Source organism: Acinetobacter genomosp. 15BJ, assembly GCF_000400715.1.
In the GTDB taxonomy this organism is placed as follows: Bacteria; Pseudomonadota; Gammaproteobacteria; order Pseudomonadales; family Moraxellaceae; genus Acinetobacter.
This window is the reverse complement of the sequence record NZ_KE007346.1, coordinates 296383-322701: the sequence shown is the minus strand read 5'-3', so window position 1 is coordinate 322701 and position 26319 is coordinate 296383. Positions and strand designations below refer to the sequence as shown.

22 protein-coding genes and 2 pseudogenes are annotated in these 26319 nt (G+C 42.2%); 13 read left to right on the top strand and 11 right to left on the bottom strand.

Going from position 1 to position 26319, the window contains the following annotated elements; all coding sequences use genetic code 11:
* Positions 1–5 precede the first annotated feature (5 nt).
* The 4 genes from F896_RS15120 to F896_RS15135 form a co-directional block, all read right to left on the bottom strand.
* Positions 6–476 carry a tRNA (cytidine(34)-2'-O)-methyltransferase gene (locus F896_RS15120; RefSeq protein ID WP_016162785.1) on the bottom strand — a complete coding sequence of 157 codons (471 nt, stop codon included), beginning with the start codon at positions 474–476 and terminating at the stop codon, positions 6–8.
* A 65-nt stretch (positions 477–541) separates the two neighbouring features.
* Positions 542–1933: a siroheme synthase CysG gene (gene cysG / locus F896_RS15125; RefSeq protein WP_016162784.1), complete on the bottom strand. Its 1392-nt coding sequence runs from the start codon at positions 1931–1933 to the stop codon at positions 542–544.
* Between the two features lie 67 nt (positions 1934–2000).
* Entirely contained in the window at positions 2001–3272 is a 1272-nt protein-coding gene (gene serS, locus F896_RS15130; RefSeq protein ID WP_016162783.1) for a serine--tRNA ligase, read from the bottom strand.
* 107 nt (positions 3273–3379) lie between these two features.
* The gene (locus F896_RS15135; protein WP_016162782.1) at positions 3380–4144 is read right to left on the bottom strand and encodes an RsiV family protein; all 765 of its coding nucleotides are present in this window, start codon (positions 4142–4144) and stop codon (positions 3380–3382) included.
* A gap of 123 nt (positions 4145–4267) precedes the next feature.
* On the opposite strand from F896_RS15135, the gene F896_RS15140 reads away from it, so the two are divergent.
* Complete coding sequence (locus tag F896_RS15140; RefSeq protein ID WP_016162781.1) at positions 4268–4702, top strand: hypothetical protein; 435 nt, start codon at positions 4268–4270, stop codon at positions 4700–4702.
* A gap of 38 nt (positions 4703–4740) precedes the next feature.
* On the opposite strand, the gene lolA is transcribed toward F896_RS15140, so the two are convergent.
* Positions 4741–5439, bottom strand: coding sequence for an outer membrane lipoprotein periplasmic chaperone LolA (gene lolA, locus F896_RS15145; protein WP_016162780.1), 699 nt, complete (start codon positions 5437–5439; stop codon positions 4741–4743).
* A 289-nt stretch (positions 5440–5728) separates the two neighbouring features.
* Here lolA and F896_RS15150 point away from each other — a divergent pair, with 289 nt between their 5' ends.
* Positions 5729–6598: a pirin family protein gene (locus F896_RS15150; protein ID WP_016162779.1), complete on the top strand. Its 870-nt coding sequence runs from the start codon at positions 5729–5731 to the stop codon at positions 6596–6598.
* A 68-nt stretch (positions 6599–6666) separates the two neighbouring features.
* On the opposite strand, the gene rpmA is transcribed toward F896_RS15150, so the two are convergent.
* Positions 6667–6921, bottom strand: coding sequence for a 50S ribosomal protein L27 (gene rpmA, locus F896_RS15155; protein WP_004640422.1), 255 nt, complete (start codon positions 6919–6921; stop codon positions 6667–6669).
* Positions 6922–6939: 18 nt separating this feature from the next.
* Positions 6940–7251: a 50S ribosomal protein L21 gene (gene rplU, locus F896_RS15160; RefSeq protein WP_004652230.1), complete on the bottom strand. Its 312-nt coding sequence runs from the start codon at positions 7249–7251 to the stop codon at positions 6940–6942.
* A 450-nt stretch (positions 7252–7701) separates the two neighbouring features.
* On the opposite strand from rplU, the gene sdsA reads away from it, so the two are divergent.
* The 10 genes and pseudogenes from sdsA to F896_RS15215 all read left to right on the top strand — a co-directional run bounded on the left by sdsA (position 7702) and on the right by F896_RS15215 (position 20012).
* Positions 7702–8679, top strand: coding sequence for an All-trans-nonaprenyl-diphosphate synthase (gene sdsA / locus F896_RS15165; RefSeq protein ID WP_016162778.1), 978 nt, complete (start codon positions 7702–7704; stop codon positions 8677–8679).
* Positions 8680–8693: 14 nt separating this feature from the next.
* Positions 8694–10742, top strand: a complete 2049-nt coding sequence (locus F896_RS15170; RefSeq protein ID WP_016162777.1) for a site-specific recombinase — start codon at positions 8694–8696, stop codon at positions 10740–10742.
* A 538-nt stretch (positions 10743–11280) separates the two neighbouring features.
* A complete protein-coding gene (locus F896_RS15175) occupies positions 11281–11931 on the top strand; it encodes a phosphatase PAP2 family protein (protein ID WP_016162776.1) in 651 nt (216 codons plus the stop codon).
* Entirely contained in the window at positions 11918–13171 is a 1254-nt protein-coding gene (locus tag F896_RS15180; protein WP_016162775.1) for an efflux RND transporter periplasmic adaptor subunit, read from the top strand. The genes F896_RS15175 and F896_RS15180 overlap by 14 nt, the downstream gene beginning before the upstream one ends.
* A gap of 12 nt (positions 13172–13183) precedes the next feature.
* Positions 13184–14341: pseudogene (locus F896_RS15185) on the top strand (efflux RND transporter permease subunit); the annotation flags it as partial.
* Between the two features lie 25 nt (positions 14342–14366).
* Positions 14367–15532 (top strand): IS3-like element ISAba21 family transposase gene (locus F896_RS15195; protein ID WP_085940850.1). Its coding sequence is split into 2 segments (ribosomal slippage): positions 14367–14625 and positions 14625–15532, totalling 1167 coding nucleotides; the frame shifts between segments, so codons are not numbered across the junction.
* A 36-nt stretch (positions 15533–15568) separates the two neighbouring features.
* Positions 15569–17635, top strand: a pseudogene (locus F896_RS15200) (efflux RND transporter permease subunit); the annotation flags it as partial.
* Between the two features lie 5 nt (positions 17636–17640).
* The gene (gene adeK, locus F896_RS15205; RefSeq protein ID WP_016162772.1) at positions 17641–19104 is read left to right on the top strand and encodes a multidrug efflux RND transporter AdeIJK outer membrane channel subunit AdeK; all 1464 of its coding nucleotides are present in this window, start codon (positions 17641–17643) and stop codon (positions 19102–19104) included.
* A gap of 108 nt (positions 19105–19212) precedes the next feature.
* On the top strand, positions 19213–19563 hold the full coding sequence (locus F896_RS15210; protein WP_032882065.1) for a YbjQ family protein: 351 nt from the start codon (positions 19213–19215) through the stop codon (positions 19561–19563).
* 8 nt (positions 19564–19571) lie between these two features.
* The gene (locus F896_RS15215; RefSeq protein WP_016162770.1) at positions 19572–20012 is read left to right on the top strand and encodes a YbjQ family protein; all 441 of its coding nucleotides are present in this window, start codon (positions 19572–19574) and stop codon (positions 20010–20012) included.
* 33 nt (positions 20013–20045) lie between these two features.
* Here F896_RS15215 and F896_RS15220 read toward each other — a convergent pair whose 3' ends face one another.
* From F896_RS15220 to F896_RS15235, 4 genes are all read right to left on the bottom strand, one after another.
* A complete protein-coding gene (locus F896_RS15220) occupies positions 20046–20753 on the bottom strand; it encodes a Dph6-related ATP pyrophosphatase (RefSeq protein WP_016162769.1) in 708 nt (235 codons plus the stop codon).
* Entirely contained in the window at positions 20750–21556 is an 807-nt protein-coding gene (locus F896_RS15225) for an SDR family NAD(P)-dependent oxidoreductase (RefSeq protein WP_016162768.1), read from the bottom strand. The genes F896_RS15220 and F896_RS15225 overlap by 4 nt, the downstream gene beginning before the upstream one ends.
* Before the next feature lie 13 nt (positions 21557–21569).
* Positions 21570–22232 (bottom strand): hypothetical protein, encoded by a 663-nt coding sequence (locus tag F896_RS15230; protein ID WP_016162767.1) that lies wholly within the window; start codon positions 22230–22232, stop codon positions 21570–21572.
* A 113-nt stretch (positions 22233–22345) separates the two neighbouring features.
* Positions 22346–23026: a hypothetical protein gene (locus F896_RS15235; RefSeq protein ID WP_016162766.1), complete on the bottom strand. Its 681-nt coding sequence runs from the start codon at positions 23024–23026 to the stop codon at positions 22346–22348.
* Between the two features lie 371 nt (positions 23027–23397).
* Between F896_RS15235 and F896_RS15240 the strand changes: the two genes are divergently transcribed.
* Positions 23398–26298, top strand: a complete 2901-nt coding sequence (locus F896_RS15240; RefSeq protein WP_016162765.1) for a valine--tRNA ligase — start codon at positions 23398–23400, stop codon at positions 26296–26298.
* The last annotated feature ends 21 nt before the right edge of the window (positions 26299–26319 follow it).

Genomic DNA, 26319 nt, shown 5'->3' with positions numbered 1-26319 from the left:
ATAAATCAGAGTTGTTTAAAGCCCTGCTGTCTCCACGCTTCATAGACAATCACGGCAGTTGCATTCGAGAGGTTTAAGCTTCTTGAATTTTCAGCCATTGGCAAACGAATCCATTGCTCTTGCGGAAACATCATACGCACTTGCTCAGGCAGGCCTCGGGTTTCAGGTCCCATCAACAAGGCAACTGGACGATTCAGATCAACCGTATGCGGTGTTGCTGTGCCTTTAGTCGTGAGCGGAAAAACATGCTCAACACCTTTTGCTTTTAAGTCAGCAAGACAAAGTTCGATATTGTCCCAAATTTGCATTCTCGCCCATTCGTGATAATCCAAACCTGCACGTTTCAACTTTTTATCATCCAACTCAAAGCCTAAAGGTTTGACTAGATGTAGTTGCGCACCTGTATTGGCACAAAGACGAATGATATTACCTGTATTCGCTGGAATCTCAGGTTCGTATAGGACGACATGAATCACAAATTTTCTCTACTTTTAAATCTCCCCTAACCCCTCTTTTAGAAAGAGGGGGACTCCTCCCTTTTCTAAAGGGAGGTCGGGAGGGATTGCCATTTTAACTGTTCACGTAGACTGACCACTTCACCAATAATGGTTAAAGTCGGTGCTACGATCTGATGTTCTGATACTTTGGTTGCGATATCCGCTAATGTACCCACCACCACTTTTTGCTCAGGGGTGGTGCCTTTGGAAATTAAGGCCACAGGCATGGTTGGACGCTGGCCATGTGCAATTAATTGTTCACAAATACGTTCCAAACCGACCAAGCCCATGTATAACACCAAAGTTTGGTTTTCATAGACCAGTTCCTTCCAAGGTAACTCAGGTGAGCCTTCTTTTAAATGTCCTGTCAAGAAACGTACACTTTGCGCATAATCACGATGCGTCAGTGGAATACCTGCATAGGCCGAACAGCCTGAAGCTGCGGTAATACCTGGTACAACTTGAAAGGTCACATTGGCTTCAACCAATTCCTGAATCTCTTCTCCACCACGGCCAAAGATAAAAGGATCGCCGCCTTTTAAACGACAAACACGCTTACCTTGCTGTGCATATTCCACCAATAAGGCGTTGATACCATCTTGTGGAACCGAATGATTGGAGCGTGCTTTACCCACATAAATCTTTTCAGCATCACGGCGGCACAAATCTAGAATCGGTGCCGATACTAAACGATCGTAAATCACCACATCAGCTTGCTGCATCAAACGCAAGGCTTTTAAAGTCAGCAGTTCTGGATCACCCGGCCCTGCCCCGACCAAATACACCTCACCTTTCGGTGCAGTCCATTCTGTTAAGGCCTGCTCAATCAGATCATTGGCCACATCAATATTGTCATTGAAAACCTGTTCTTTCAACGGACTGGCGTACAAGTTTTCCCAGAAGATACGACGCTCATCTGGATTGGCAATTTTGGCTTTCACTTTTTTACGCCATTGCCCCGAAAACTCAGCCAATTTACCCATACCATGCGGCACAATGGTTTCGATCTGAGTACGTAGCTGTCTGGATAACACTGGCGATGCGCCATTGGAGGCCACAGAAATTACCAATGGTGAGCGATCAATAATCGCAGGCACCATAAAGCGGCAATGTGGAATATCATCGACACTGTTGACTAGCAGATTACGCTGTTCACACTGTTCAAATACGCTTTTATTGACGGCAGGTTGATCTGTTGCCGCAATCACTAAGCGATAAGGCGTTGCCAGAACCGTTTCAGAAAAAGAGGCTTGAATATATTGCCCTGTTGATTGCTCAACCAGTTGGCGCAATTCAGAAATGATGTCTGGTGCAATCACATCAACGATTGCACCAGCTTTGACGAGCAGGTTTGCTTTGCGGTAGGCAATATGCCCACCACCCACAATCAGACAGCGTTGCTGCTGCAACTTTAAAGAGATTGGGAAAATTTCCACGTCACGCCTCTATATTTTCAATCTGATTGAGCTAAAGCAAAAACTATGCACAAATTCGATGCAAAGTTTAGTCGATGTAGCTAAGACCGCCCATATATGGACGTAAAACTTCTGGAATCTCGATTGAACCGTCAGCGCGTTGATAGTTTTCCATCACTGCAAGTAAGGTACGACCAACTGCCAAACCTGAACCATTCAAGGTATGCACCAATTCAATCTTCTTCTGATCGACACGGTAGCGTGCTTTCATACGGCGTGCTTGGAAATCGCCCACATTTGAGCAGCTTGAGATTTCACGATAAGTATCTTGGCTTGGTACCCATACTTCTAAGTCATACGTTTTAACTGCACCAAAGCCCATGTCACCACCACAGAGCAAAATCTTACGGTACGGTAAGCCTAATGCCTGCAAAATGCCCTCTGCATGTGCAGTCAACTCTTCAAGTGCCTGCATAGAGTGCTCTGGTTTCACGATTTGCACCATTTCGACTTTGTCGAATTGATGTTGACGAATCAAACCACGGGTATCACGACCATAAGAACCTGCTTCGCTGCGGAAACATGGCGTGTGTGCAGAATATTTCAGTGGTAAACGATCCGCATCAATAATTTCGTCACGAACGAAATTCGTTACTGGCACTTCGGCGGTTGGAATCAGGTAATACTCTTTTTCACCTTGTAGCTTGAATAAGTCTTCTTCAAACTTAGGCAATTGACCTGTACCACGTAAGCTGTCTGCATTGACCAAATACGGTACATAAGCTTCGGTATAGCCATTTTTAAGCGTGTGTGTATCCAACATGAACTGGGCTAAAGCACGTTGTAAACGCGCCAAAGGTCCTTTCAATACGCTGAAACGTGAACCTGTTAATTTAGTCGCTGTTTCAAATTCCAGACCACCCATCATTTCACCAAGATCGGTATGATCTTTGATCTCAAAATCAAACTGACGTGGTGTACCCCACTTTAAGATTTCAAGGTTATCGCTTTCATCTTTACCAAAGGGAACAGATTCATCTGGCAAGTTTGGAATCGCCAATGACTTTTGCTCAAGCTCAGTTTGCAACTCAGCCAAAGCCACTTCCGCAGCTTTGATCTCATCACCAATGGCCGCCATACGCGCCATGATCTCAGAAGCATCTCCACCCGACTTTTTGATTTGACCGACTTGCTTGGCACCAGCATTACGCTCTGCCTGTAAGTTTTCAGCTTTGGATTGCAAATCTTTACGGCGAGCTTCTAAATCAGCCCACTCTTGTACATTTAGCTGAATACCACGTTTTGCCAAAGCAGCATTGACTGCTTCAATATTATTTCTGAGTAATTTTGGGTCGATCATAATCAATCATGAATAGAGAAAAAACTGGCTATAGTGTAAGGCTTTAACCTAAAAAAATACAGCGCTTGCGCAGCATCTACACATCATATGTAAATGCTGCATCGAAACTAGTTCGGATCTTTTGGCAAGCTCGGTAAATATTCAGCTTTTACAAACTGCTTGGCTGCGTAGTACGGCAAGGTCAACTCACTCATCCCTTCCGCATAAGACGCCAATTCATACAGTGGATAGACGAAGACAATGCCGTTCACCCCATAGTAATAGTTATCACTGACCTGTAATTGTTCTTTTTTAATGCTGTGGTCTTCCAACCAGTTTTGATTGGATGCATAGAGTTCGTCACGCAGTTTGGTATTCATATCAGGCTTCAACAATTCACTGACCGTGATATGTTTTTTATTGGTCAAGTCAAAATTCACAAACTCTTGATGTGACATGCCATGGGCTGCACCCGCAGAATATGAATAGGTCTGAATTGCAAAAGTCGCTAAGTTATAGTTTTGCCCAACAAAGCGCACATAGGTACTGCTTTCACTTTGTGATGCTTCATCCGCAGGAACTTTTACTTTTTGATCTGCAATATTCGAAAACGCATTCGGCTCCGCTTTTTTCATCCGATTGACAAAATACTCATCAATCCATTTCTGATTAGTTTCAACCGTTTGTAAATCATAATTGGTACAACCATCTTCCAAACAGACTTTTTGCTTTGGAATTTTAACTGCCACCACTTTTGCATGAATTAATGGAATATCAACTTTTTCAGTTGTCGCAGTGCTCTCTTTTTTAGGTTGGCAACCTGCAAGTGCAACGACAGTCAGGATGGGAAGAAGTGGAATAATTTTTGATAATTGTGAAGTATTCATCGTCATGCAAGTCTCTGATGTTTTTCTTCACTATACAAAGCCTTGTGGAAATATAAAATTAAGAAATGTATCGTGATTAAAAAACCAGTATAACGATCAGGTTACAAAGAGATAAGTTAGGAGGACAAAATGGGGTTATATCCAGAAGATATCGACTGTATCTGGATTGCAATGGATCAAAACGGTGCATTGGCGGCCTTCGTAACAGCAGGTGTCGCTCCAATCCCCAATTTTGTTCTCAATTCATCTCTGATAAAGTTAGAAAATATTGAACAAATTCTTATTGAGCAATTTCCAGTGACTGGCGAAGCAAATTTAAAGGTTGATCTGCCTCGCCCAGATGATTTCATTGCAATTTCAAAACGAGGATTCTTTGTTTACGATTGGGATGACAATGAACAGCAATATGTGCTCATTTCAACACCTACATATTTAAAAAAATATGCACACTTAGCTCAGAGCTTAAAAACCTATATTCAAACATTGGTTCTAAACAGCTATGATTTTTCTAAATCAAATAAAATCAATGTATATAAAGATCTAATCTGCGCCATTGCAGATTAGATCTTATACTTCAATTAAGAAATAACATTATTCAATCATTACTGATCAATAATATCTGTGCCTTTAGGCGGCGTGAAATTAAACACTGAGGCTGGAATCGCTTGATTCACTTTAATATTATTGAAACGGACATAAGTGGTTTGACCCAAAGAGTCTTGTAATACCATCAAATTCGGTGCTTTATTGCCACCAAAACTAATGGTCAAGCTTTGGAATGCTCCATCTTCCTGTTTCGGATACAAGGTGTAATACAGTTTGGTACGGTCTGGTTGAGTCACACGATAAGACTGCATGATCTGGTTGGTATTACCCGATAACAATAATGCTGGGGTATTGGCAATTTGATCATCTAAGCTTTGACGCACGGCTTGCTGCAAGTCTGGATCATAAATCCACACCACTTTACCTGTAGTCACAATGGTTTGTTTGGCTGGACTGGTGGTTTCCCAATAAAATTTCCCAGGACGCTCAACTTTCATGGTTCCTTTAAAGGTCTGATTCATGTGTTGAGCGGTTAAGCTTTTTTTTTGTATTGCTTTATTACTGGTTGCCACTTTTGTGGTTTGTTCAAAATCTGCGGTGAATCGTTGCAAGCCGGATAACTGTTGAACCAAACTTGTGGTCGCTTGCTGAGCCGATGCAGCTACAGGTGCAGCGAATACCTGACTACTCACAACAGGAGCAAGTGTCATTGCACTTAACGTTGCAGCATAAGCCATTTTTTTTACGAAATTCATAAAAACAACCTTCTATCAGATTTCTACTGGTATGACGACATCTTACTGTTTTTGATCATTAAAAAAATGAAGAAAAGCAACGGTTTTGTGTAATTCGTGTCGCAAAGTTCTGCATTATGTATGAAGTTGCAGCCTTTATGTAGAGATTGTAATGATGAAAATCAACTTTTCGACCATTCACCGATTAAGGACTTCAATGTCAGATCAGAGAAATTATTCATCAACAATGCTCTAGACGAAAAATAAGAGTTTGGTAACCTAAAACCAATAATTTTAAAAAGCACCGCCCATGAAAAGCCTTGCCTTTATCCACCGTAATGACACGCGATTTGCGATTGGTGATTTTTATCCTGCCCTGTCCGTCTTTTCTTATCAGGAACTGGGGAATACCACCTCGCCCTTTCTATTATTAGATCATCTAGGGCCAGGACGCTTGTCGCCAAAAAGTACTAAAAAAGGTGTCAATGAACATCCACACAGAGGCTTTGAAACAGTGACCTTTGTTTTTGCTGGTGAATTACAACACCAAGATTCTACGGGTCAAAGCGGCATCATTACGCAAGGCGATGTGCAATGGATGACGGCAGCTTCTGGTATTCAACATACAGAACATTTTAGTCCAGAGTTTCGTGAACGCGGTGGATACTTTGAAATGGTGCAATTGTGGGTCAACCTTCCCTCAAAAGATAAAATGTCTGCACCTCGCTACCAAAGCTTACTCAATAATCGTATTCCCAAAATCTTACTCGAAAATGATGCAGGTTATGTCCGTATCGTGGCCGGACAATTTCAGAGTACACAGGGTATCGCCCAAACATTTAGCCCGATGAATGTATTTGATATCCATTTAGCTAAAGGACATCAACTCACCCTGCCTGCCAACCATGGGGACACGACTTTAATTTATTTACGTAAAGGCAAGCTTCAGTTCGCAGCGCATGAAGACGTGCTAGAAGAACAAGCCTTAGCGGTGATGTCGAGCTTTGATACGAATGTTGTGATCACTGCCTTAGAGGATTGTGATCTGCTATTTTTATCTGCACCGCCCTTGCAAGAGCCGATCAATGGACATGGTTTCTTTGTGATGAACAGTTACGAGGAAATTTTACAGGCCTATGAAGACTTAAAAACAGGAAACTTTGGAAAAGCTTCAGACTAAACCACAATTCAAAATCTGATAGACATAAAAAAACCCGCTAAAAGCGGGTTTTTTCGAACTATTAAAACTTAAGCTTCAACAGTTACATAGCGACGGCCAAATTGACCCTTCACTTCAAATTTTACTACGCCGTCAGCAGTAGCAAATAAAGTATGGTCACGACCCATACCAACATTTGCACCAGCGTGGAACTCAGTACCACGTTGACGAACGATGATGTTACCAGCAGTTACAGTTTGACCACCGTAAACTTTAACACCTAACATCTTAGGATTCGAATCACGACCGTTTTTCGTCGATCCACCGGCTTTTTTAGTTGCCATGTCTATTTACTCCTCGTGTTAGCCTGCGATACCAGTAATTTTCAACTCGGTAAACCATTGACGGTGACCTTGTTGCTTACGGTAATGTTTACGACGACGCATTTTAATGATGCGGATTTTGTCGTGACGACCATGGCCAACTACTTCTGCAGTTACTTTTGCGCCAGCTACAACTGGAGCACCGATTTGAATGTTGTCACCGTTAACAACCATTAATACGTCATCAAACGTAATAGTCGCGCCAGTTTCAGCTTTCAATAATTCTACTTTAAGGGTTTCACCCTCAACAACACGGTGCTGTTTACCACCGCTTTGGATTACTGCGTACATAATGTACTCCAACTTGCCCGTGTCTTCGTGCCGATAAAGGGATATATCGATCTTAAGACGAACGCCACTGGGGTTATACAAGGGGACAAATTTTAAGTGAAAATTGATCAAACGACAAGTGATTTTACATAAACACATGTATATCGATAACTTGCTTGGATTTTTAAGCAAAATCAATTAGATTGATGGCGAACTGTTTTGATTGATTCTGATCAAAATTTGAAATACATTTTTGAAAACAAATTGTGACAATAACAAACTGTGTTTTTACAGTGCCATAAGTAAAGTAATGGCGCTTGGTGGGAAGTTCCCTTTTTTCTGTCTAATTTAAGACCAAAGAGCGCATCATCGTGTTTTAAATGACAGATTACGCAGTCTGTATAACTGTTTAGTCACAGATTAATTGATACACTTGGCAACACTACCCACCTATACGAGGTTTTTCTTCATATGGTTATCGATTTTAAGCAAGACATTCTCTCCCCTGTTGCGACAGATTTTGCTGCGATGGATCGCCTGATTAATGAAGGAATTAGCTCAAAAGTCGGCCTCGTCATGAGTGTCAGCAAACACGTGGTAGAAGCAGGTGGAAAACGCATGCGTCCCATTATGTGTTTATTGGCAGCACGCGCTTGTGGACTCGCCGATATGCAACAGGCACAGCATTTGGCGGCGGTGATCGAAATGCTGCACACCGCAACTTTGGTTCATGATGACGTGGTAGATGAATCGAACTTGCGCCGTGGTCGCCCAACAGCAAATGCAACATGGAACAACCAAACTGCGGTTTTGGTCGGTGACTTTCTGATTTCACGTGCGTTTGATCTATTGGTCGATTTAAATAATATGACCTTATTAAAAGACTTTTCAACAGGTACCTGTGAAATTGCAGAAGGTGAAGTATTACAGCTTCAATCGCAGCACCAACCAGAAACCACAGAAGAAACCTATTTAAGAATTATCCACGGTAAAACCTCTCGTTTATTCGAACTTGCCACCGAAGGTGCAGCTATTCTGGCTGGAACAGAAGAATACCGTGAACCTTTGCGTCGCTTCGCTGGTCATTTTGGTAATGCCTTTCAAATTATCGACGATATTTTAGATTACACTTCTGATGCTGAAACATTAGGTAAAAATATTGGTGATGATTTAATGGAAGGAAAACCAACTTTACCGTTAATTTCGGCATTAGCTCATTCAACTGGCGAGGATCACGAGATCATTCGTCGCAGTATTGCAACGGGTGGTGTTGAGCATTTAGATAAAGTGATTGAAATTGTTCATCACTCGGGTGGCCTAGATTACTGTCAAAAACGTGCCCAACAGGAAACGGATGCCGCTTTAGAAGCGTTAAAAGCGCTACCAGATAATGAATATCGCCAAGCACTGATCAATTTGACCTTAATGGCTTTACATCGACTACAATAATTTTCTGACTGCCTATGCATTTAACGTTATCTGATCTTTTTCTAAAAATGCAGGAACAGCTTGACCAACCTCAGGCTATTCTTGACGAACAACTGCTGATTGAACTGGTCAATCGGATCCGTCCCAAAAATTCAAATGATGCGGATGAAGTCAAACAACGTATTCATGCGCTGATCAAAATATTATTACTGACTCCAACCTCAGCAATCCTACTGCAAAATTTCTTGCTTAAGCTCATTAGCCAATATAAACAGTTAAGCTTATATGCTGACAGTGGAATTTTATCGCTGGATGGTTTCTGGAACCAGTTGGGACAACGTTTAGGTGCACATTTCCTCCCTTTGGTCGAAGATGGACAACAACTCAAAACCTTGATTGGAAAAGTGTTCCATCAAGAAAATGACGGTGAATGGCTCGATCTGATTGAGAATCAGGACTGGATTACGCTATTTAATCTATTGGGTGAAAGTCAAAGCAATACAAAAGAAAAGCAAGTTTCAAAAAATGAGCTGATTAAAGCGATTACGGTATTGTCCTATCGAATTAGCGGTATCGGCTTATATCCTGAATTTATTAATGCACAACCCGAAATTACCGAGTATGAATCACCTTTTCTAGTTCAAAACCGAGAAATCGTAGAATTCATTGAGAAATATAAAAAGCAGATAGATGATCAAGATGCGGTTGCAGTTTTGCCACCACCTGATGCCTCGCAAGCCTTTGTGATGCTGGATCAATGTCGTGAAGTGGTGCTAAAAATTCGCCGTGCCACCAAACGGATTGGGGTTAGTATCAGCCTGACCTATTTATTGTCGCTATTAGAGCAGGCGATTGACCGTATTGAACTGCTGCTGACCTTGTTAGCCAGTAAAAATGATGCACGTTATACCGCATTGGGTGAGTTGATCGTCGATTTGACCAAAGCACATTACAATGAAAAAAGTGTTCGTCACTTATTGACCTCAACCAGTGAGTTAATTGCCTTACAGGTGACTGAAAACGCCAGCAAAACAGGCGAACATTATGTAAGTACCGACAAAGCTGGCTTCTTTGGTATGTATAAGGCAGCTGCGGGTGCAGGTGCAATCATTGCCACCATGGCAACGCTGAAAATTTTAACTGCACGCTTGGTACTCGCACCGTTTGGTCACGCCTTTCTATATAGTATGAACTATGCGCTTGGTTTTATGCTGATCCATGTATTGCATTTTACCGTGGCGACAAAACAACCCGCCATGACTGCAGCAGCATTGGCGTCAACCGTGCAGCAGCAAAAAGGCAGCAAGACCGCACAAATTGCCGAACTGGCCGCATTGATTATTAATATTATCCGAACCCAGTTCATTGCGATTCTAGGGAATATCTCGATTGCAATCCCAACTGCAGCACTGATTACCTTTTTATGGCAATACAATCTCGGTGAACCATTGCTCAATCATGCTAAGTCAGCCGCATTGCTACATAGTCTCAACCCCTTTACCTCACTAGCCGTCCCACATGCTGCAATTGCAGGTGTTTGTTTATTTTTCTCAGGCTTGATTGCGGGTTATTTCGACAACTTGGCGGTTTACCGTAAAGTTGGTCCGCGCTTAAAGCAGCATCGACGTTTAAAACGCTGGATGGGACAACAACGGTTGGATAAATTTTCCAACTATATTGAGACCAATCTCGGTGCATTGGCGGGTAACTTCTTATTCGGGATCATGCTCGGTAGTATGGGAACCATCGGGTTTATTTTAGGCTTGCCTTTAGATATCCGTCATATTGCCTTTGCTTCTGCCAACTTTATCCAAGGTTTAATGACCATTGGTGGCCCTGACATTGGTTTAATTTTAGTGTCATTCTTAGGTGTGATGCTGATCGGCTTAACCAACTTATTTGTGAGCTTTACCTTGACGATTATTGTTGCTCTACGCGCACGCCGTGTTCGTTTTGCACAATGGAAGCCTTTAGCTAAGTTAGTGACAACACATTTCTTAACTCGACCAAGTGATTTTTTCTGGCCACCTAAGCAACCCGTAGAAGTTGAAGAGCAAACCAAAAATCCCTCTTCACATCACTAACTTTGTACAGAAAAAACAGCGAAGTACAAGTCTAACATTTGAACTATTTTTACGTATAATCAATCTACCAAAAATAGTTCAAATGGGTTGGTATTCCCAACGTCTATTGTTCAATAGACCACTTCTCAGCCATGGTATCCCCTTTACCCTAAGGAGATACGATGACGTGAGTCCGTATCTCGATTTGAATGATAGAGATCAAAAAATGCTTCTACATCACTAACTATGGTAAGAATTTTATGATGTATTTTGAATAAGTGGTTGGTTTTTTCACTTTCATCTAATCATGTTATATACCAGATATTGTGATTTGCATGATGAAGAGAATGCGTTAAAAAACAGCTTCTTTCAATAAATGCTGATATCAATTGAAAATGAGATATACATCAAATTTTGTTATGTTTTTTTACTAGACCTTAAAAAAACACAAAAATGAAATTATCATAAAATTTCAAGACTTGACCAAAAGTGTACTCGCGAGTACACTTTCTAACACTCAACAACCCTGAACAATGGTTAAGCAAATAATGAGTAGCGCATGCCATACCTACTGCTTTGTATTGGTTGCTTTTTTTTAGGACTCGGTGTGATTGGGTTAATGAATTCCAACGCATCAACTTTAGACCTTTTTAGTGTTCAAGCTTTTTTTGAACACCGTTCATTTACGCTTAATCATGTGACAGTTCTGCTCTCTCGGCTTGGTGGAATGCCTTTTTTACTATTTTTAACAACATTTTTGTGTATTTACCAAACGTGGATTAAAAATTATAAGAATGTGATGTTTATCGCTTTAAGTGTCAGTGGCAGCATTGTGATTGGTTGGCTTCTGAAATGGAGCATTGATCGGCCAAGACCAATGGAGTTTTATCACTTGGTTCAAAGTTATGGTGCATCCTTCCCAAGTGCCCATAGCCTTTATGCTGCAACCCTTGCGAGTCTAGCTATGTTGTTGTGTCAACAACATAAATATCGCACCAGTGTCATTTTAGTATCTACTTTATGGTTTATCTTCATGGGGATATCTAGAGTTTATGCGGGGGTTCACTACCCAACTGACGTACTTGCCGGTTGGGGAATTGGGTTGATTTGGACTTCGTTGCTTTGGTTTGGGCTGTATCAAAGCACTTTCAGCAACAATTTGTTTTTAGATAAAAAATCTAAATTGAGGTGGAATAATGATGTCGGCTAAGCTTTGGGCTCCTGCCCTAACTGCTTGCGCATTAGCAACAAGCATTGCGCTTGTTGGTTGTAGCAAAGATCCTAAAGATGCACAGCAAGCTGCTGCTGCTCAAAAAATGCCACCTCCAGAAGTTGGTGTCATTGTTGCGCAACCACAAAGCGTTGAACAAAACGTCGAACTGTCAGGACGAACCTCTGCATATCAAATTTCGGAAGTACGCCCTCAAACAGGTGGCGTGATCTTAAAACGATTATTTGCTGAAGGAAGTTACGTTCAAGCAGGTCAAGCACTTTATCAAATTGATGCAAACACCAACCGCGCAACTGCAGACAGTGCACGTGCAACGTTATTGCGTCAACAAGCAAACTTAAATGCATTACGCGTGAAAGAAGGCCGTTATCGTCAGCTTGTTGGAACAAATGCTGTTTCTAAACAAGAATATGATGATATCAATGCTCAAGTAAAATTAGCTGAAGCTGATGTCGCTGCGTCTGAAGCTGCATTAAAAAATGCTGAAATTACACTGGGTTACTCAACTGTTCGCGCACCAATTTCTGGTCAATCTAGCCGTTCTTCGGTGACACCAGGTGCGTTGGTAACTGCAAACCAAGCCGATCCATTGGTCACGATTCAACAACTAGATCCAATCTATGTTGATATCAATCAATCGAGTGCTGAATTATTGCGTTTACGCCAACAACTCAGCAAAGGCAGCTTGAATAACAGCAACAATACCCGTGTCAAAATCACGTTGGAAGATGGTTCTGAATACCCTGTCGAAGGTCAACTCGCTTTCTCCGATGCAAGCGTGAACCCAGATACAGGTACTGTGACTTTACGTGCAGTCTTCTCAAATCCAAACCATTTGTTATTACCAGGCATGTATGCAACGGCTAAAATTTCGCAAGGAGTTTTGCCAAATGCTTATCTGATCCCTCAAGCAGCTGTGTCGCGTTTACCAACAGGACAAGCAATTGCTTTAGTGGTAAATGCGAAAGGTACGATCGAAACACGCCCAGTTAAAACTGTGGGTGTCAAAGGTCAAGACTGGATTGTAACTGAAGGCTTACAGGCTGGTGATAAAGTTGTTGTTGATGGTGTTGCCAAGGTAAAAGAAGGACAAGAAGTGTCTGCTAAACCTTATCAACCAAAAGCAGCTGAAGGTCAAAATGCAGCACCAAAAGCTGCTGAACAACAAAAGCAAGCCAATTCACCAAAAGCTGAACAAAAAGCAACTTCAGAAGCTTAAGGGGTAGATTGCATGGCTCAATTTTTTATCCATCGCCCAATTTTCGCTTGGGTGATTGCACTGGTCATTATGTTGGCGGGTATTATCACGCTTACAAAAATGCCAGTTGCACAATATCCGACAATTGCTCCCCCCACGGTAACCATTTCTGCAACTTATCCTGGGGCTTCTGCTCAAACTGTTGAAAATACCGTCACCCAAATCATTGAACAACAAATGAATGGTTTGGATGGCTTACGTTACATTTCATCGAACAGTGCGGGTAATGGTCAAGCATCGATTAACTTAAACTTCGCACAAGGTATCGATCCAGATATCGCACAGGTTCAAGTTCAAAACAAACTGCAATCAGCAACAGCGCTTTTACCTGCTGACGTACAACGTCAAGGTGTAAAAGTGACTAAGTCTGGCGCAAGCTTCTTGCAAGTTATTGCTTTTTACTCACCAGATAACAGCCTTTCTGCATCTGACATTAAAGACTATGTGAACTCAAATATTTCTGAGCCACTGAGTCGTGTGGCGGGTGTAGGTGAACTACAAGTATTTGGTGGTTCATATGCAATGCGTATCTGGTTAGATCCAGCAAAGCTCACTAGCTTTAACCTAACGCCAAATGATGTTGCAACAGCCATTCGTGCACAAAACTCTCAAGTTGCAGTTGGTCAGCTCGGTGGTGCGCCATCGACTGCGGGTCAAGTACTCAATGCAACCGTGAATGCACAGACTATGTTGCAAACACCTGAACAGTTCAAAAACATCTTCCTGAAAAATACTTCAGGTGGTGCTCAAGTTCGTTTAGGTGACGTTGCACGTGTCGAACTTGGTTCTGATAACTACCAATTCGACTCGAAATTTAATGGTAGCCCAGCAGGTGGTGTTGCAATCAAACTTGCAACAGGTGCCAATGCACTGGATACCGCTGCCGCAGTTGAAAAGCGTTTATCTGAGTTACGTCATAACTATCCGAGCGGTTTAAAAGACAAGCTTGCGTATGACACGACGCCATTTATTCGTCTATCAATTGAAAGTGTTGTCCATACCCTGATCGAAGCAGTGGTCTTGGTATTTATCGTGATGTTCTTGTTCTTACAGAACTGGCGCGCAACGATTATTCCGACATTGGCTGTACTGATGTGTGCTGAGAAAACAGGAGGTTTTAACTTGGTAAACTATAGACACTCATCAGGAGTTTACCATGAGCAAGAAACAGAAGACTTACACCGCAGAATTTAAAGTTGAAGCAATAAAATTGATTGAAGCCAATCAAGGCAATGTATCGGAAACAGCCAGACAACTTGGCATTTCAATGCAAACTCTTTCAAATTGGAATAATAAAGCAAAGACTGGCACCTTAGCAGGCACTAAACAATATTCACCTGATCTAAATGCCTTACTCGAAGAAAATAAAAAGCTCAAACAACAGCTCAAAACAGCTGAAATGGAACGTGAATTTCTAAAAAAGGCAGCAGCGTACTTTGCGAAAGAAAGTCAGTAAGGTACGCCTATATGAAACAGCAAAGACATTTATTCCCGATTAGCTTTATGGCTAGATTACTTCACGTTTCAGTGTCACGATTTTATGATTGGCTAAAACGAGGCATGAATAAAAGATTGGTTCAGCGAAATCAACAGACAATTTTGGTCAAAATAGCTCATGAGGAAACTAAACAAAGCTATGGCTATATTCGATTAACTAAGCATTTACAAGCGCAAGGTATCAAAATCAGTACGTATGCTGTACGTCAAATAAAAAAGCTCAACCAGCTGTATTGTAAGCGTCATAAGCGTTTCAAAAGAACTACGAAGAGTGATCATAATCGAGCGATCTACGCAAATTTACTAGAGCAACAGTTTTCAATGACTAAGCCCAATCTTGCATGGTCAAGCGATATTACATACATTTGGACTGCTGAAGGTTGGTTATACTTGGCAGCAGTAAAAGACCTGTACACGAAACAAGTGGTTGGCTATAGCTTAAATGAGCGTATGACCGCACAACTTGTTTGCAATGCACTGACTATGGCGATTCGTAATCAAAAACCAACGAAAGGCTTAATTGTTCATTCGGACAGAGGCAGCCAATATTGCAGCCATGAATATCGAAAGATACTGGAAAAATGTGATTTTCAAGGTTCAATGAGCAAACGTGGGGACTGTTACGATAATGCACCGATTGAAAGTTTCTGGGGCATACTCAAGAATGAATTAGTGCATCATTGCAACTATAAAACCAGAGATGAAGCTAAAGCAGATATTACAAAATACATTGTGTTATTTTATAATCAGCGAAGAATTCAAAAGAGTTTGGATTTTAAAACGCCAAATCAAATAGCAGAGAACTTTTATCGGTTAGCTGCCTAGCATATCCCAAGTGAAAGTCTCCTGCTAATTCAGCACATATCAGTACCTGTGGTAGTACTCGGTACATTTGCCGTGATTAATATCTTCGGCTTCTCAATCAACACCCTCACCATGTTCGCAATGGTATTGGCCATCGGTCTGTTAGTGGATGACGCCATCGTTGTGGTCGAGAACGTTGAACGGGTGATGCAGGAAGAGCATCTCGAACCTGTCCCTGCGACTGAAAAGTCGATGAGTCAGATTTCGGGCGCCTTAGTCGGTATTACCAGTGTATTAACAGCGGTATTCGTACCAATGGCTTTCTTTAGTGGAACCACTGGGGTTATTTATCGTCAGTTCTCAATCACGCTCGTTACGGCGATGATCCTGTCATTACTTGTAGCATTAACCTTTACCCCTGCCCTGTGTGCGACCTTGTTAAAACAACATGATCCAAACAAGCAGGAAAGCAACAATATTTTCGCGCGTTTCTTCCGTTGGTTTAACCGTAGCTTTGAAAAACTTTCAGAGAAATACCAAGGCGGCGTCAATCGTATGACCCACCACAAGTTATTCTCTGGTGTTCTTTATATTGTTGTAATCGCAGCTTTGGTTGGCATTTACAAAGTATTGCCGTCTTCTTTCTTACCAGAAGAGGACCAAGGTGTGGTGATGACATTGGTTCAGTTACCACCGAGCGCGAGCTTGGAACGTACTGATAAAGTCATTGATACCATGACGGGTTACTTCTTGAATAAGGAAAAAGAAAATGTAGAGTCGATCTTTACAGTTGCTGGTTTCTCATTCACAGGGGTTGGTCAAAACGCGGGTCTTGCCTTTATTAAATTAAAAGACTGGAGCGAGCGTACGACACCAGAGTCACAGATCGGTGCCATCATTCAACGTGGTATGGCATTGAACATGATTGTGAAAGATGCGTCCTACATCATGCCATTGCAGTTACCAGCAATGCCTGAATTGGGTGTCGCTTCTGGTTTCGATATTCAATTGAAAGATGCAAGCGGTCAAGGGCATGCAAAACTGATTGCAGCACGTAATGCGATTTTAGGTATGGCATCTCAGGACAAACGCCTTGCGGGTGTACGTCCAAATGGTCAAGAAGATACACCTCAGTACCAGATCACCATTGATCAAGCGCAAGCAGGTGCAATGGGTGTCAGTATCGCTGATATTAATAGCACCATGAGCATGGCTTGGGGTGGTTCGTATATCAATGACTTCGTTGACCGTGGTCGTGTGAAGAAGGTTTATGTCCAAGGTGAAGCGGATACACGCATGATGCCTGAAGACTTGAACAAATGGTATGTTCGTAACAACAAAGGCGAAATGGTTCCTTTCTCTGGCTTTGCCAAAGGTGAATGGACCTATGGTTCACCACGTTTAGAGCGTTATAACGGCGTATCATCTGTTAACATTCAAGGTACCCCTGCACCGGGTGTCAGCTCTGGTGATGCGATGTTGGCGATGGAAGAAATCATTGGTAAGTTACCATCTATGGGCTTAACAGGTTTCGACTATGAATGGACAGGTTTATCTTTAGAAGAACGTGATTCTGGTAGCCAAACAGCTCCTCTCTTGGTTCTTTCATTATTAATCGTGTTCCTGTGTCTTGCTGCACTCTATGAAAGCTGGTCAGTACCTGTTTCGGTATTGCTGGTTGTACCTTTAGGTATCGTGGGTGCATTTACATTGACATGGTTAGGTATGCTGATTAAAGGTGATCCAAACTTATCCTTTAACATTTACTTCCAGGTTGCGATTGTTGCCGTAATTGGTCTTTCAGCGAAGAATGCGATCTTGATCGTCGAATTTGCGAAAGAATTACAGGAACAAGGCGAAGAACTATTTGAAGCAACATTACATGCTGCAAAAATGCGTTTACGCCCAATTATCATGACCACGCTTGCATTCGGTTTCGGTGTTTTACCACTTGCTCTTGCAAGCGGTGCTGGCGCGGGTAGCCAACACTCGGTTGGTTATGGTGTACTTGGTGGTGTAATTTCTTCAACACTTTTAGGTATCTTCTTTATCCCTGTATTCTTCGTGTGGATTCGTAGTATCTTTAAGTACAAACCTAAAACTTTAAATACTCAGGAGCATTGATCGTGATGCAAACTGTATGGTCTATTTCCAGTCGCGGCATTGCAATCTCTGCACTCGCACTGTCTTTGGCTGCCTGCCAAAGCATGCGCGGGCCAGAGCCAGTGGTAAGCTCAGATGTTCCTGAAAGCTTCGCGTCTTACGGCAATGCTTCTGGAACATCAATCGCGGAACAAGGTTACAAAGATTTCTTTGCTGACCAACGTTTATTACAAGTGATTGATCTGGCGCTTGCCAATAACCGTGATTTACGTACTGCGGCTTTAAATATTCAAAAAGCGCAACAGCAATACCAAATCTCGGAAAACAACCAATTGCCAACCATTGGGGCAAGTGGTAGCGCGGTTCGTCAAGTCACCCCTACCCGTGATCCAAATAATCCTTATTCAACTTATCAAGTTGGCTTAGGTCTAACCGCATATGAGTTAGATTTTTGGGGACGTGTACGTAGCTTGAAAGATGCAGCTTTAGATAGCTACCTCGCAACACAAAGCTCTCGTGATGCAACGCAAATTAGTTTGATCAGCCAAGTGACTCAAGCATGGCTAAACTACTCATATGCGAATGCACAATTGAAATTGGCGGATCAAACGCTGAAAGCCCAACAAGACTCGTTTAACTTGAACAAGAAACGTTTTGATGTGGGTATTGATAGCGAAATCCCTGTACGCCAAGCACAAATTTCGGTTGAAACTGCACGTAATGATGTCGCGAACTACAAGACTCAAGTTGCTCAAGCACAAAACTTGTTGAACTTGCTTGTTGGTCAGCCAGTTCCTCAGAACTTGCTCCCTCAACAACAAGTTGCACGCATCACGCAACAAAGTGTGTTTAGCGCTGGCTTACCAAGTGACTTGCTCAACAACCGTCCAGATGTGAAAGCATCTGAATACCAGTTAAGTGCTGCGGGTGCGAATATTGGAGCTGCTAAAGCCCAACTCTTCCCAACCATCAGCCTGACCGGTTCTGCGGGTTATGCATCAACTGATTTGAGTGACTTATTCAAATCTGGGAATGCGTTATGGTCAATTGGTCCAAGCTTGAATATCCCAATTTTTGACTGGGGTACACGCAAGGCCAATATCAAAATCTCTGAAACCGATCAGAAAATTGCACTTGCTAACTATGAGAAGTCAGTACAATCCGCTTTCCGTGAAGTGAATGACGCTTTGGCGACTCGTGCCAACATTGGCGACCGTTTAACAGCGCAACGTCGTTTGGTTGATGCAACCAATACCACTTATAAACTTTCAAATGCCCGCTTCCGTGCTGGTATTGATAGCTATTTGACCGTATTGGATGCACAGCGTTCTGCTTATTCAGCTGAACAAGGTTTATTGTTGCTTCAACAAGCCAACCTCAACAACCAAGTTGAACTGTATAAAACTTTAGGTGGTGGTCTCAAAGCCTCAAGCAGCGAAAAGGTAACGCATCAGCCATCTAGCTCAGAACAACACTACGCAAAAAAATAATTTCATCTTTTGCGAATAAAAAAGCTCACTTCGGTGAGCTTTTTTATTGCAACCATTGCTAATATTTCTTATCTTCAAACTGAATATATTGATGATTTAGAAAATACAATGTTACTAAGCAGTTTAGAGTCTGTACCGGGTCATGAAATCTTACGTCAGCTAGATGTAGTGTATGGCAGCACCGTTCGTAGTAAACATGTTGGCCGTGATTTGATGGCGGGTTTAAAGAATATTGTGGGTGGTGAATTGACCGGTTATACCGAGTTGCTGGAAGAATCACGCCAAGAAGCCACACAGCGAATGATTGATAAGGCACAAGCTTTAGGTGCCAATGCAATTGTCGGTATTCGTTTCTCGACTTCAAATATTGCCCAAGGTGCATCTGAGTTATTTGTCTATGGTACAGCGGTGGTGGTGCAGCCTGTTGCGTCGAAACTTCCTGATCCATTCGGCGCATAGGCAGAATTATGGATGGATTAATTTTTCAGATTGTCCTGTTTCTGATTCTGTTTTCAATCGGTTGGGGTTTTGGTCGTCATATCGAACAAAAGCACTTGCGTGAGCTGGACCAGAAAGAAAAGCAATTTTCCCATATCCGTATTGATACCAATCGTTTTGTCGAAACATCAGCGTATGGACAAATGGTCAGTAGTAATGTGGTGATCTCCCACGATTATTTTAAATATGTACTGGCAACCATTCGCAACTTCTTTGGTGGGCGCTTGGTCAGCTATGAAAGTGTGGTAGAACGTGCGCGTCGTGAAGCCGTGGTTCGACTCAAGCAAGAAGCGCATGCCATGGGCGCCAACCATATTATGGGGGTTAGACTCAGTACCACTGAATTAGGCATGCAAGGTGGGATGGTTGAAGTATTTGCCTATGGAACGGCAATCATCAATACACATTAAAAAAAATCCTGTGCCATGCACAGGATATTTGCCCTACTCAGCAAAAATTGCTTGCCAATAGTGATAGGTTTTTTCTTCCCCGCTCTCTAACTTAAACTCGTATGACATCTGACGGGTTTCAGCAATTTCAAATTCAACAGGATGTTTGAATAAACCACCTGCATAAGCAAAGGTATGGTACTCGCCGTTTTCACCACAGACATCGACTCCGCTTGGCATCCGTTCTATCAAATTTGCATCGATATCTTGGCCAATAAACGACTCATCTAACTTACTGGCATCGGTCACGATGATTTTGGTTTGAATGCCTGAATCCAAGAAATCCTGCATCACTTCAACCGAGTTTAGGTTCCAGATTGGCTCAACCACTTCAATGCCTAAAGGATGCAAACGGTCTTCACGATATTTGCGCACATCGCTGAGGTAGATATCACCAAAGATAAAGTGCTCAACACCCTGTGCCTTAAAATGATAGGCCGCATCGAGCATACGCTGTTCATAGACAGGCAGATTCTTAGGTAGAAATACAGGATGGAGTGGAATACCAATACTTTTAGCCTGCTTTTCAAGCAATGCATGAGGAATGGCATGCATGGACGACAACGCTGTTTCTTCATTGACCGTGGTTAATAGCGCAATAACCTCAAACTCATTTTGCTGTAAGACTTTATACAGTGCCAATGAAGAGTCTTTACCACCACTCCAATTAAAAACGGCTTTCTTGCGATTATTCACACTCATTTCACTTTCATTTTGCGAATCATCTTATACAACAAGTTTGGTGACAATCGAGAGACCAACACACCCAATTGTTCTTTTTTCCCACCAACTACAATATATTGCTCGCCAGCCATCAACGACTCCACCACCCGTTCCGCAAATACATCAGCATCTAAACCATTTTCAATAGCTTCATCCTGATGCCCTTGAGGTTTACCCTCTCCATTTAGAGCATTGAAAGAGACATTGGTTTTAACAAAACCAGGAAAGACCACTGAAACCTCAACCCCTGCTGGGGCAACTTCGGCACGCAGACTATTGGCCCACATATGAATCGCAGCCTTAGCCGCAGAATACGTGGCACGATATTGGGTTCCCAATAAGCCCGCTACACTGGAAACAAATACGATTCGGCCCGATTTTTGTTTTAACAAGGTTGGCAGTACTGTTTTGGTAAAAAAGACCTGTGAGAAATAATCCACTTCCATAATGGCACGTTCGGTTTGCATGGTGGTGTCTTGAATCAAGGCGCGTTGACTCAAACCTGCATTATTGATCAGCCAATCAATACGTCCTTTACAGGCCAAAACTTGTTCATGGGCATGACGGACTTGGGCTTCATCGGTAATGTCCGCTGCAATCGAAAGATGCTGTTCAGGTTTAAGTAAGCCTACTCGTACCGCTTCTAATTCATCATAACGACGCGAGGTCAGCACCACTTGTGCGCCTTGCAACGCGCATTCTCGAGCTAAAGCTTTACCTAAGCCAGATGAAGCACCCGTAATCCAGACCACTTTATTTTCAAGAGTTTTGAGTTTTGCCATTTCCATGTCCTACCTATGCTTGATGACGCATAAATTTCAGGAAGTAATCTACATATGTTGCCGCTACTTGCTGATCAATTTGCGTGCCTAATTTTTCCAAACGCTTATAACCCAAATGTGTGGTCATATTAATGACCCCATTGAGAGTTTTATCGACCACAAAATTAAATTTAAGGCATTTCTTTGGCTCACGAATCAAATGAGTCACACCTGCATCAATCACTTCAGTGAGAAGTTTGAGCGCATTTGAAATTTCTCGATGATCTCCATCCGTCAGCTTTTGACTAGATGCAACGACTTTCTGAGCCAAATACTGTTCCACAGGATAGGTCATGTACACCTGTTCATCTTCAATCTGTAGAGTTTTTGAGAGATATTCCACCAAAGGGATTAAACGGTCATTGCCAAAAAAAGAAATCGACCATGGCATATATTTACGAATCGCTTCTAAAATTTGCTGAATCACTTTTTCAGATTCGCCCGTTTGTGAGTAATGCTGATTTTCTTGTAATAGCACCATAAACACTTGTTCAATCACTTCACAAGCCATTTCAGACAATACGCTGCCTAAGGCACTGGCCTGACTTTCTTTATGTCCTTGCAATAATTGCGCTCGAATATGTGCAAACCTTGCATAAGTATCCGCATGAATATTTAAAAAAACGGCGGTGTTCATTTTAATAACCCTAATTGTAAGATTCCATAAAAAAAGAGCTTGTTAAACAAGCCCTTTTATCAAATCTATTTTTCTATCATTTTTGGCGTTGTACACGCCGAATTTAGCACACTCTATTCTGTATCAACATGCATAAATGCTAAAAAATGGTTGACGCAATCGGTTGCTGCATTGCTATCCACTTGATTACCCATTTTCTCTAAACGCTTATAGCTTAAATGTGCAGTCATATTGATCACCCCATTTAAGGTTTTATCGACCACGGTATTAAAGTTCAAGCATTTCTTCGGTTCACGAATCAGGCTGGTCACACCCAAATCCACGATTTGAATCAAGGTTTGAAACACATCGACCATATCACTGATTTCATTATTCTTGAGTTGCGTGACCAAACTATGTGCCTGCTGCACCAGTTGTCGATCAATCGGATAAGACACATAAACCTGCTCATCGTGATACTTGATCATATTGGAAAAATAATTGGCAAAGGGACACAGACGCTCATTGCCAAATAAAGCAATCGACCACGGCATATATTTACGCACCGCACCAATAATCTGTTGAATAATTTTTTCAGATTCAGCGGTATTTTTCTGGGTGAGCTGCGTCGGCTGACGATTTTGAATCAAGAGTACTGAAAACACTTGCTCGACAATATCACAGGCAATTTCGGATAATACCTCACCCAAGATACGGGATTGGCTCTCATGCGTACCAGCATTGAGCTGCTGACGGATGGTTTCAAATTGTCCATGTGTGACGTCATTAATTTTCAACAGGATTGAATAACTCATGAGAAGCATCCCTTTTTTAGTTTTTCGCATTCTTATATTGTTGTTTTGAGCATCAATATTTTTAAGTTATGTGATGCATTACACAAATCTAATCCTATTTGTATAAAAATCCAACGCCTTTCATCGGCTTTTGAGAAAAAAATGAAATCTATAAGGCATTTATCTTGATTGAGCTGTCGATCATCAGTCATAAAAGCCACATTATGAAGCTGTACTAAACATCTGCTCTATAAAAGCTCAAAAAACGGCAATTCAGACATTATTTAAGCAGCTTTTCGCATTAACACTTGGCATGGCTGAAATGCCTACAGAAGCGAGGATTTTTTGCTACAATAGATCTAATTTTTTATTCAATTTTAATCTTCTGTACTATGACTGACGCTCAATCTGCTCAAAATATTGCAACCACTTACGATCCAACCGAGATCGAAAAGAAATGGTATCAAATCTGGGAACAACAAGGTTATTTCAAACCATCAGGTCAAGGTGAATCATTCTGTATCATGATTCCACCACCGAACGTCACTGGTAGCTTGCACATGGGACATGGCTTTAACAATGCCATCATGGATGCACTGACCCGTTACAATCGTATGATGGGTAAAAATACCTTATGGCAACCAGGAACTGACCATGCGGGGATTGCAACGCAGATGGTGGTCGAGCGTCAATTGGGTGCACAAGGTGTCAGTCGTCATGACTTAGGTCGTGAAAAATTCATCGAAAAAATCTGGGAATGGAAAGAGCAATCAGGCGATACCATCACCCGTCAGATCCGTCGTTTAGGTTCTTCAGTGGACTGGTCGCGCGAACGCTTTACTATGGATGAAGGTTTATCCAATGCAGTAAAAGAAGTTTTCGTAAAACTGCATGAAGATGGCTTGATCTATCGCGGTAAACGTCTCGTCAACTGGGATCCGAAACTACAAACGGCGCTATCAGACCTAGAAGTTGAATCAGATAAAGAAGAAGCAGGTTCATTGTGGCACTTCAAATATTTCTTTGAAGATAAAAACCTCCGTACCCATGATGGTAAAGACCACATCGTTGTCGCGACCACTCGTCCTGAAACCTTGTTAGGTGATACTGCGGTTGCTGTTGCACTGGATGATGAACGCTATACGCATCTTGTGGGTCAGAACATTATCCTGCCAATTACAGGTCGTGCTGTTCCAATCGTTAAAGATGAATATGTAGATAAAGAATTCGGTACAGGCTGTGTAAAAATCACCCCTGCACACGACTTTAACGACTATGAAGTCGGTAAGCGTTGTGAATTGCCAATCATCAATATCTTCAACAAAAATGCAGAAGTGTTGGCTGAGTTTGAATACATCGCCAAAGCAGGCGAGCAAATTTCTAAAACCATCCCTGCCCCTACGGACTATATTGGTTTAGAACGTTTTGAAGCACGTAAAAAATTGGTTGAACAAGCGGAAGCTGAAGGCTGGTTAGATCAAATCCAACCTTATACGTTGAAGCCACCTCGCGGTGACCGTTCAGGTGTAATCGTTGAACCGTTATTAACAGACCAATGGTATGTAAAAATTGCACCATTGGCGCAACCTGCAATTGAAGCGGTTCAAGATGGCCGTATCAAATTTGTTCCTGAACAGTACAGCAACATGTACATGGCGTGGATGAACAACATCCAAGACTGGTGTATCTCTCGTCAGCTTTGGTGGGGTCATCGTATCCCAGCTTGGTACGATGCTGAAGGCAATATCTATGTGGGTCGTGATGAAGCTGAAGTCCGTGCCAAAAACAACATCCCTGCTGATGTTGTATTAAACCAAGATGAAGACGTATTAGACACTTGGTTCTCTTCCGCACTGTGGACCTTCTCAACTTTAGGTTGGACTGGCGATGCCAAGAAAGATGCGGAAAACTATTTCCTTAATACGTTCCACCCAACTGATGTATTGGTGACTGGTTTTGACATCATCTTCTTCTGGGTTGCTCGTATGATCATGTTTACGATGCACTTCATGAAGAATGAAGATGGTACGCCACAAGTACCGTTTAAAACGGTTTATGTTCACGGTCTCGTCCGTGATGGCGAAGGTCAAAAAATGTCGAAGTCTAAGGGTAACGTGCTTGACCCACTAGATTTGATTGATGGCGTAGACCTTGAGACCTTGGTACAAAAACGTACGACGGGTCTGATGAACCCGAAACAAGCGGCGAAGATTGAAAAATCAACCCGTAAAGAATTCCCAGAAGGCATTCAAGCTTATGGTACTGACGCAGTTCGCTTCACTTTCTGTGCGCTTGCCAATACAGGTCGTGACATCAAGTTCGACATGAAACGTGTTGAAGGCTACCGTAACTTTGCCAACAAAATCTGGAACGCTACCCGTTTCGTGTTGATGAATGTTGAAGGTCAAACGGTTGCTCAAGAAGCACGTCCAGAGCTTTGGGAACTTCCAGAAAAATGGATCATGAGCCGTCTACAAAAAGCGGAAGCTGCGGTACATCAAGCATTCGCTACCTATCGTTTAGATCTTGCTGCACAAGCGATCTATGACTTTATCTGGAATGAATACTGCGACTGGTATGTTGAGTTAACTAAACCAGTGCTTAACGATGCCAATGTTTCTGAAGAGCGTAAAGCAGAAGTTCGCCGTGTGTTACTTGCGGTAATGGAAGCATCTTTACGTTTGGCACACCCGTTGATGCCGTATTTGACAGAAGAAATCTGGCAAACGCTTGCGCCAATGTTAGGCAAAGGTGGTGCAACGATTATGACTGCACAATACCCTGTGCCTGATCAAGCCAAGGTGAATGATCAAGCTGAAGCAGACATGCAGTGGTTACAAGGTTTGATTGGTGCAGTACGTAATATTCGTGGTGAAATGGGCTTAGGTAATGCGCGTTTATTGCCTGTATTGCTCAAGAACATTTCTGATGCTGAGCGTGAGCAAATCATCCGTATCGAAGCTTTATTCAAAGCACTCGCTAAAGTTGAAAGCATTGAGTTCTTGAGTAATGAGCAAGAACCACCGTTGTCTTGCTCTAGTGTTGTCAGCCATGCTTCGGTATTTGTACCAATGAAAGGCTTGATTGACCCGAAAGCTGAATTGGGTCGTTTGCAGAAGGACTTGGATAAAGTTCAAAAGCAACATGATCAAATTGCCAATAAACTTTCGAATGAAGGTTTCGTAGCGAAAGCACCAGCAGCGGTTGTTGAAGGTGAAAAGGTTAAATTGGCTGAGTTTGCTGATCAGTTAGTGAAGATTAAGCAAAGTATGGAACAAATTGCTGCGCTTTAAGCCGTATTTTGATCTAATTTG

What these genes read in the sequence shown, in the direction of transcription:
- F896_RS15175 (WP_016162776.1), top strand. Translation starts at nt 11,281, where the DNA reads ATGCCATACCTACTGCTTTGTATTGGTTGCTTTTTTTTAGGACTCGGT.
- rpmA (WP_004640422.1), bottom strand. Translation starts at nt 6,921, where the DNA reads ATGGCAACTAAAAAAGCCGGTGGATCGACGAAAAACGGTCGTGATTCG.
- adeK (WP_016162772.1), top strand. Translation starts at nt 17,641, where the DNA reads ATGCAAACTGTATGGTCTATTTCCAGTCGCGGCATTGCAATCTCTGCA.
- F896_RS15150 (WP_016162779.1), top strand. Translation starts at nt 5,729, where the DNA reads ATGAAAAGCCTTGCCTTTATCCACCGTAATGACACGCGATTTGCGATT.
- F896_RS15170 (WP_016162777.1), top strand. Translation starts at nt 8,694, where the DNA reads ATGCATTTAACGTTATCTGATCTTTTTCTAAAAATGCAGGAACAGCTT.
- F896_RS15240 (WP_016162765.1), top strand. Translation starts at nt 23,398, where the DNA reads ATGACTGACGCTCAATCTGCTCAAAATATTGCAACCACTTACGATCCA.
- F896_RS15235 (WP_016162766.1), bottom strand. Translation starts at nt 23,026, where the DNA reads ATGAGTTATTCAATCCTGTTGAAAATTAATGACGTCACACATGGACAA.
- lolA (WP_016162780.1), bottom strand. Translation starts at nt 5,439, where the DNA reads ATGAATTTCGTAAAAAAAATGGCTTATGCTGCAACGTTAAGTGCAATG.
- F896_RS15225 (WP_016162768.1), bottom strand. Translation starts at nt 21,556, where the DNA reads ATGGCAAAACTCAAAACTCTTGAAAATAAAGTGGTCTGGATTACGGGT.
- serS (WP_016162783.1), bottom strand. Translation starts at nt 3,272, where the DNA reads ATGATCGACCCAAAATTACTCAGAAATAATATTGAAGCAGTCAATGCT.
- rplU (WP_004652230.1), bottom strand. Translation starts at nt 7,251, where the DNA reads ATGTACGCAGTAATCCAAAGCGGTGGTAAACAGCACCGTGTTGTTGAG.
- F896_RS15210 (WP_032882065.1), top strand. Translation starts at nt 19,213, where the DNA reads ATGTTACTAAGCAGTTTAGAGTCTGTACCGGGTCATGAAATCTTACGT.
- F896_RS15135 (WP_016162782.1), bottom strand. Translation starts at nt 4,144, where the DNA reads ATGACGATGAATACTTCACAATTATCAAAAATTATTCCACTTCTTCCC.
- F896_RS15215 (WP_016162770.1), top strand. Translation starts at nt 19,572, where the DNA reads ATGGATGGATTAATTTTTCAGATTGTCCTGTTTCTGATTCTGTTTTCA.
- F896_RS15140 (WP_016162781.1), top strand. Translation starts at nt 4,268, where the DNA reads ATGGGGTTATATCCAGAAGATATCGACTGTATCTGGATTGCAATGGAT.
- F896_RS15230 (WP_016162767.1), bottom strand. Translation starts at nt 22,232, where the DNA reads ATGAACACCGCCGTTTTTTTAAATATTCATGCGGATACTTATGCAAGG.
- sdsA (WP_016162778.1), top strand. Translation starts at nt 7,702, where the DNA reads ATGGTTATCGATTTTAAGCAAGACATTCTCTCCCCTGTTGCGACAGAT.
- F896_RS15180 (WP_016162775.1), top strand. Translation starts at nt 11,918, where the DNA reads ATGATGTCGGCTAAGCTTTGGGCTCCTGCCCTAACTGCTTGCGCATTA.
- F896_RS15220 (WP_016162769.1), bottom strand. Translation starts at nt 20,753, where the DNA reads ATGAGTGTGAATAATCGCAAGAAAGCCGTTTTTAATTGGAGTGGTGGT.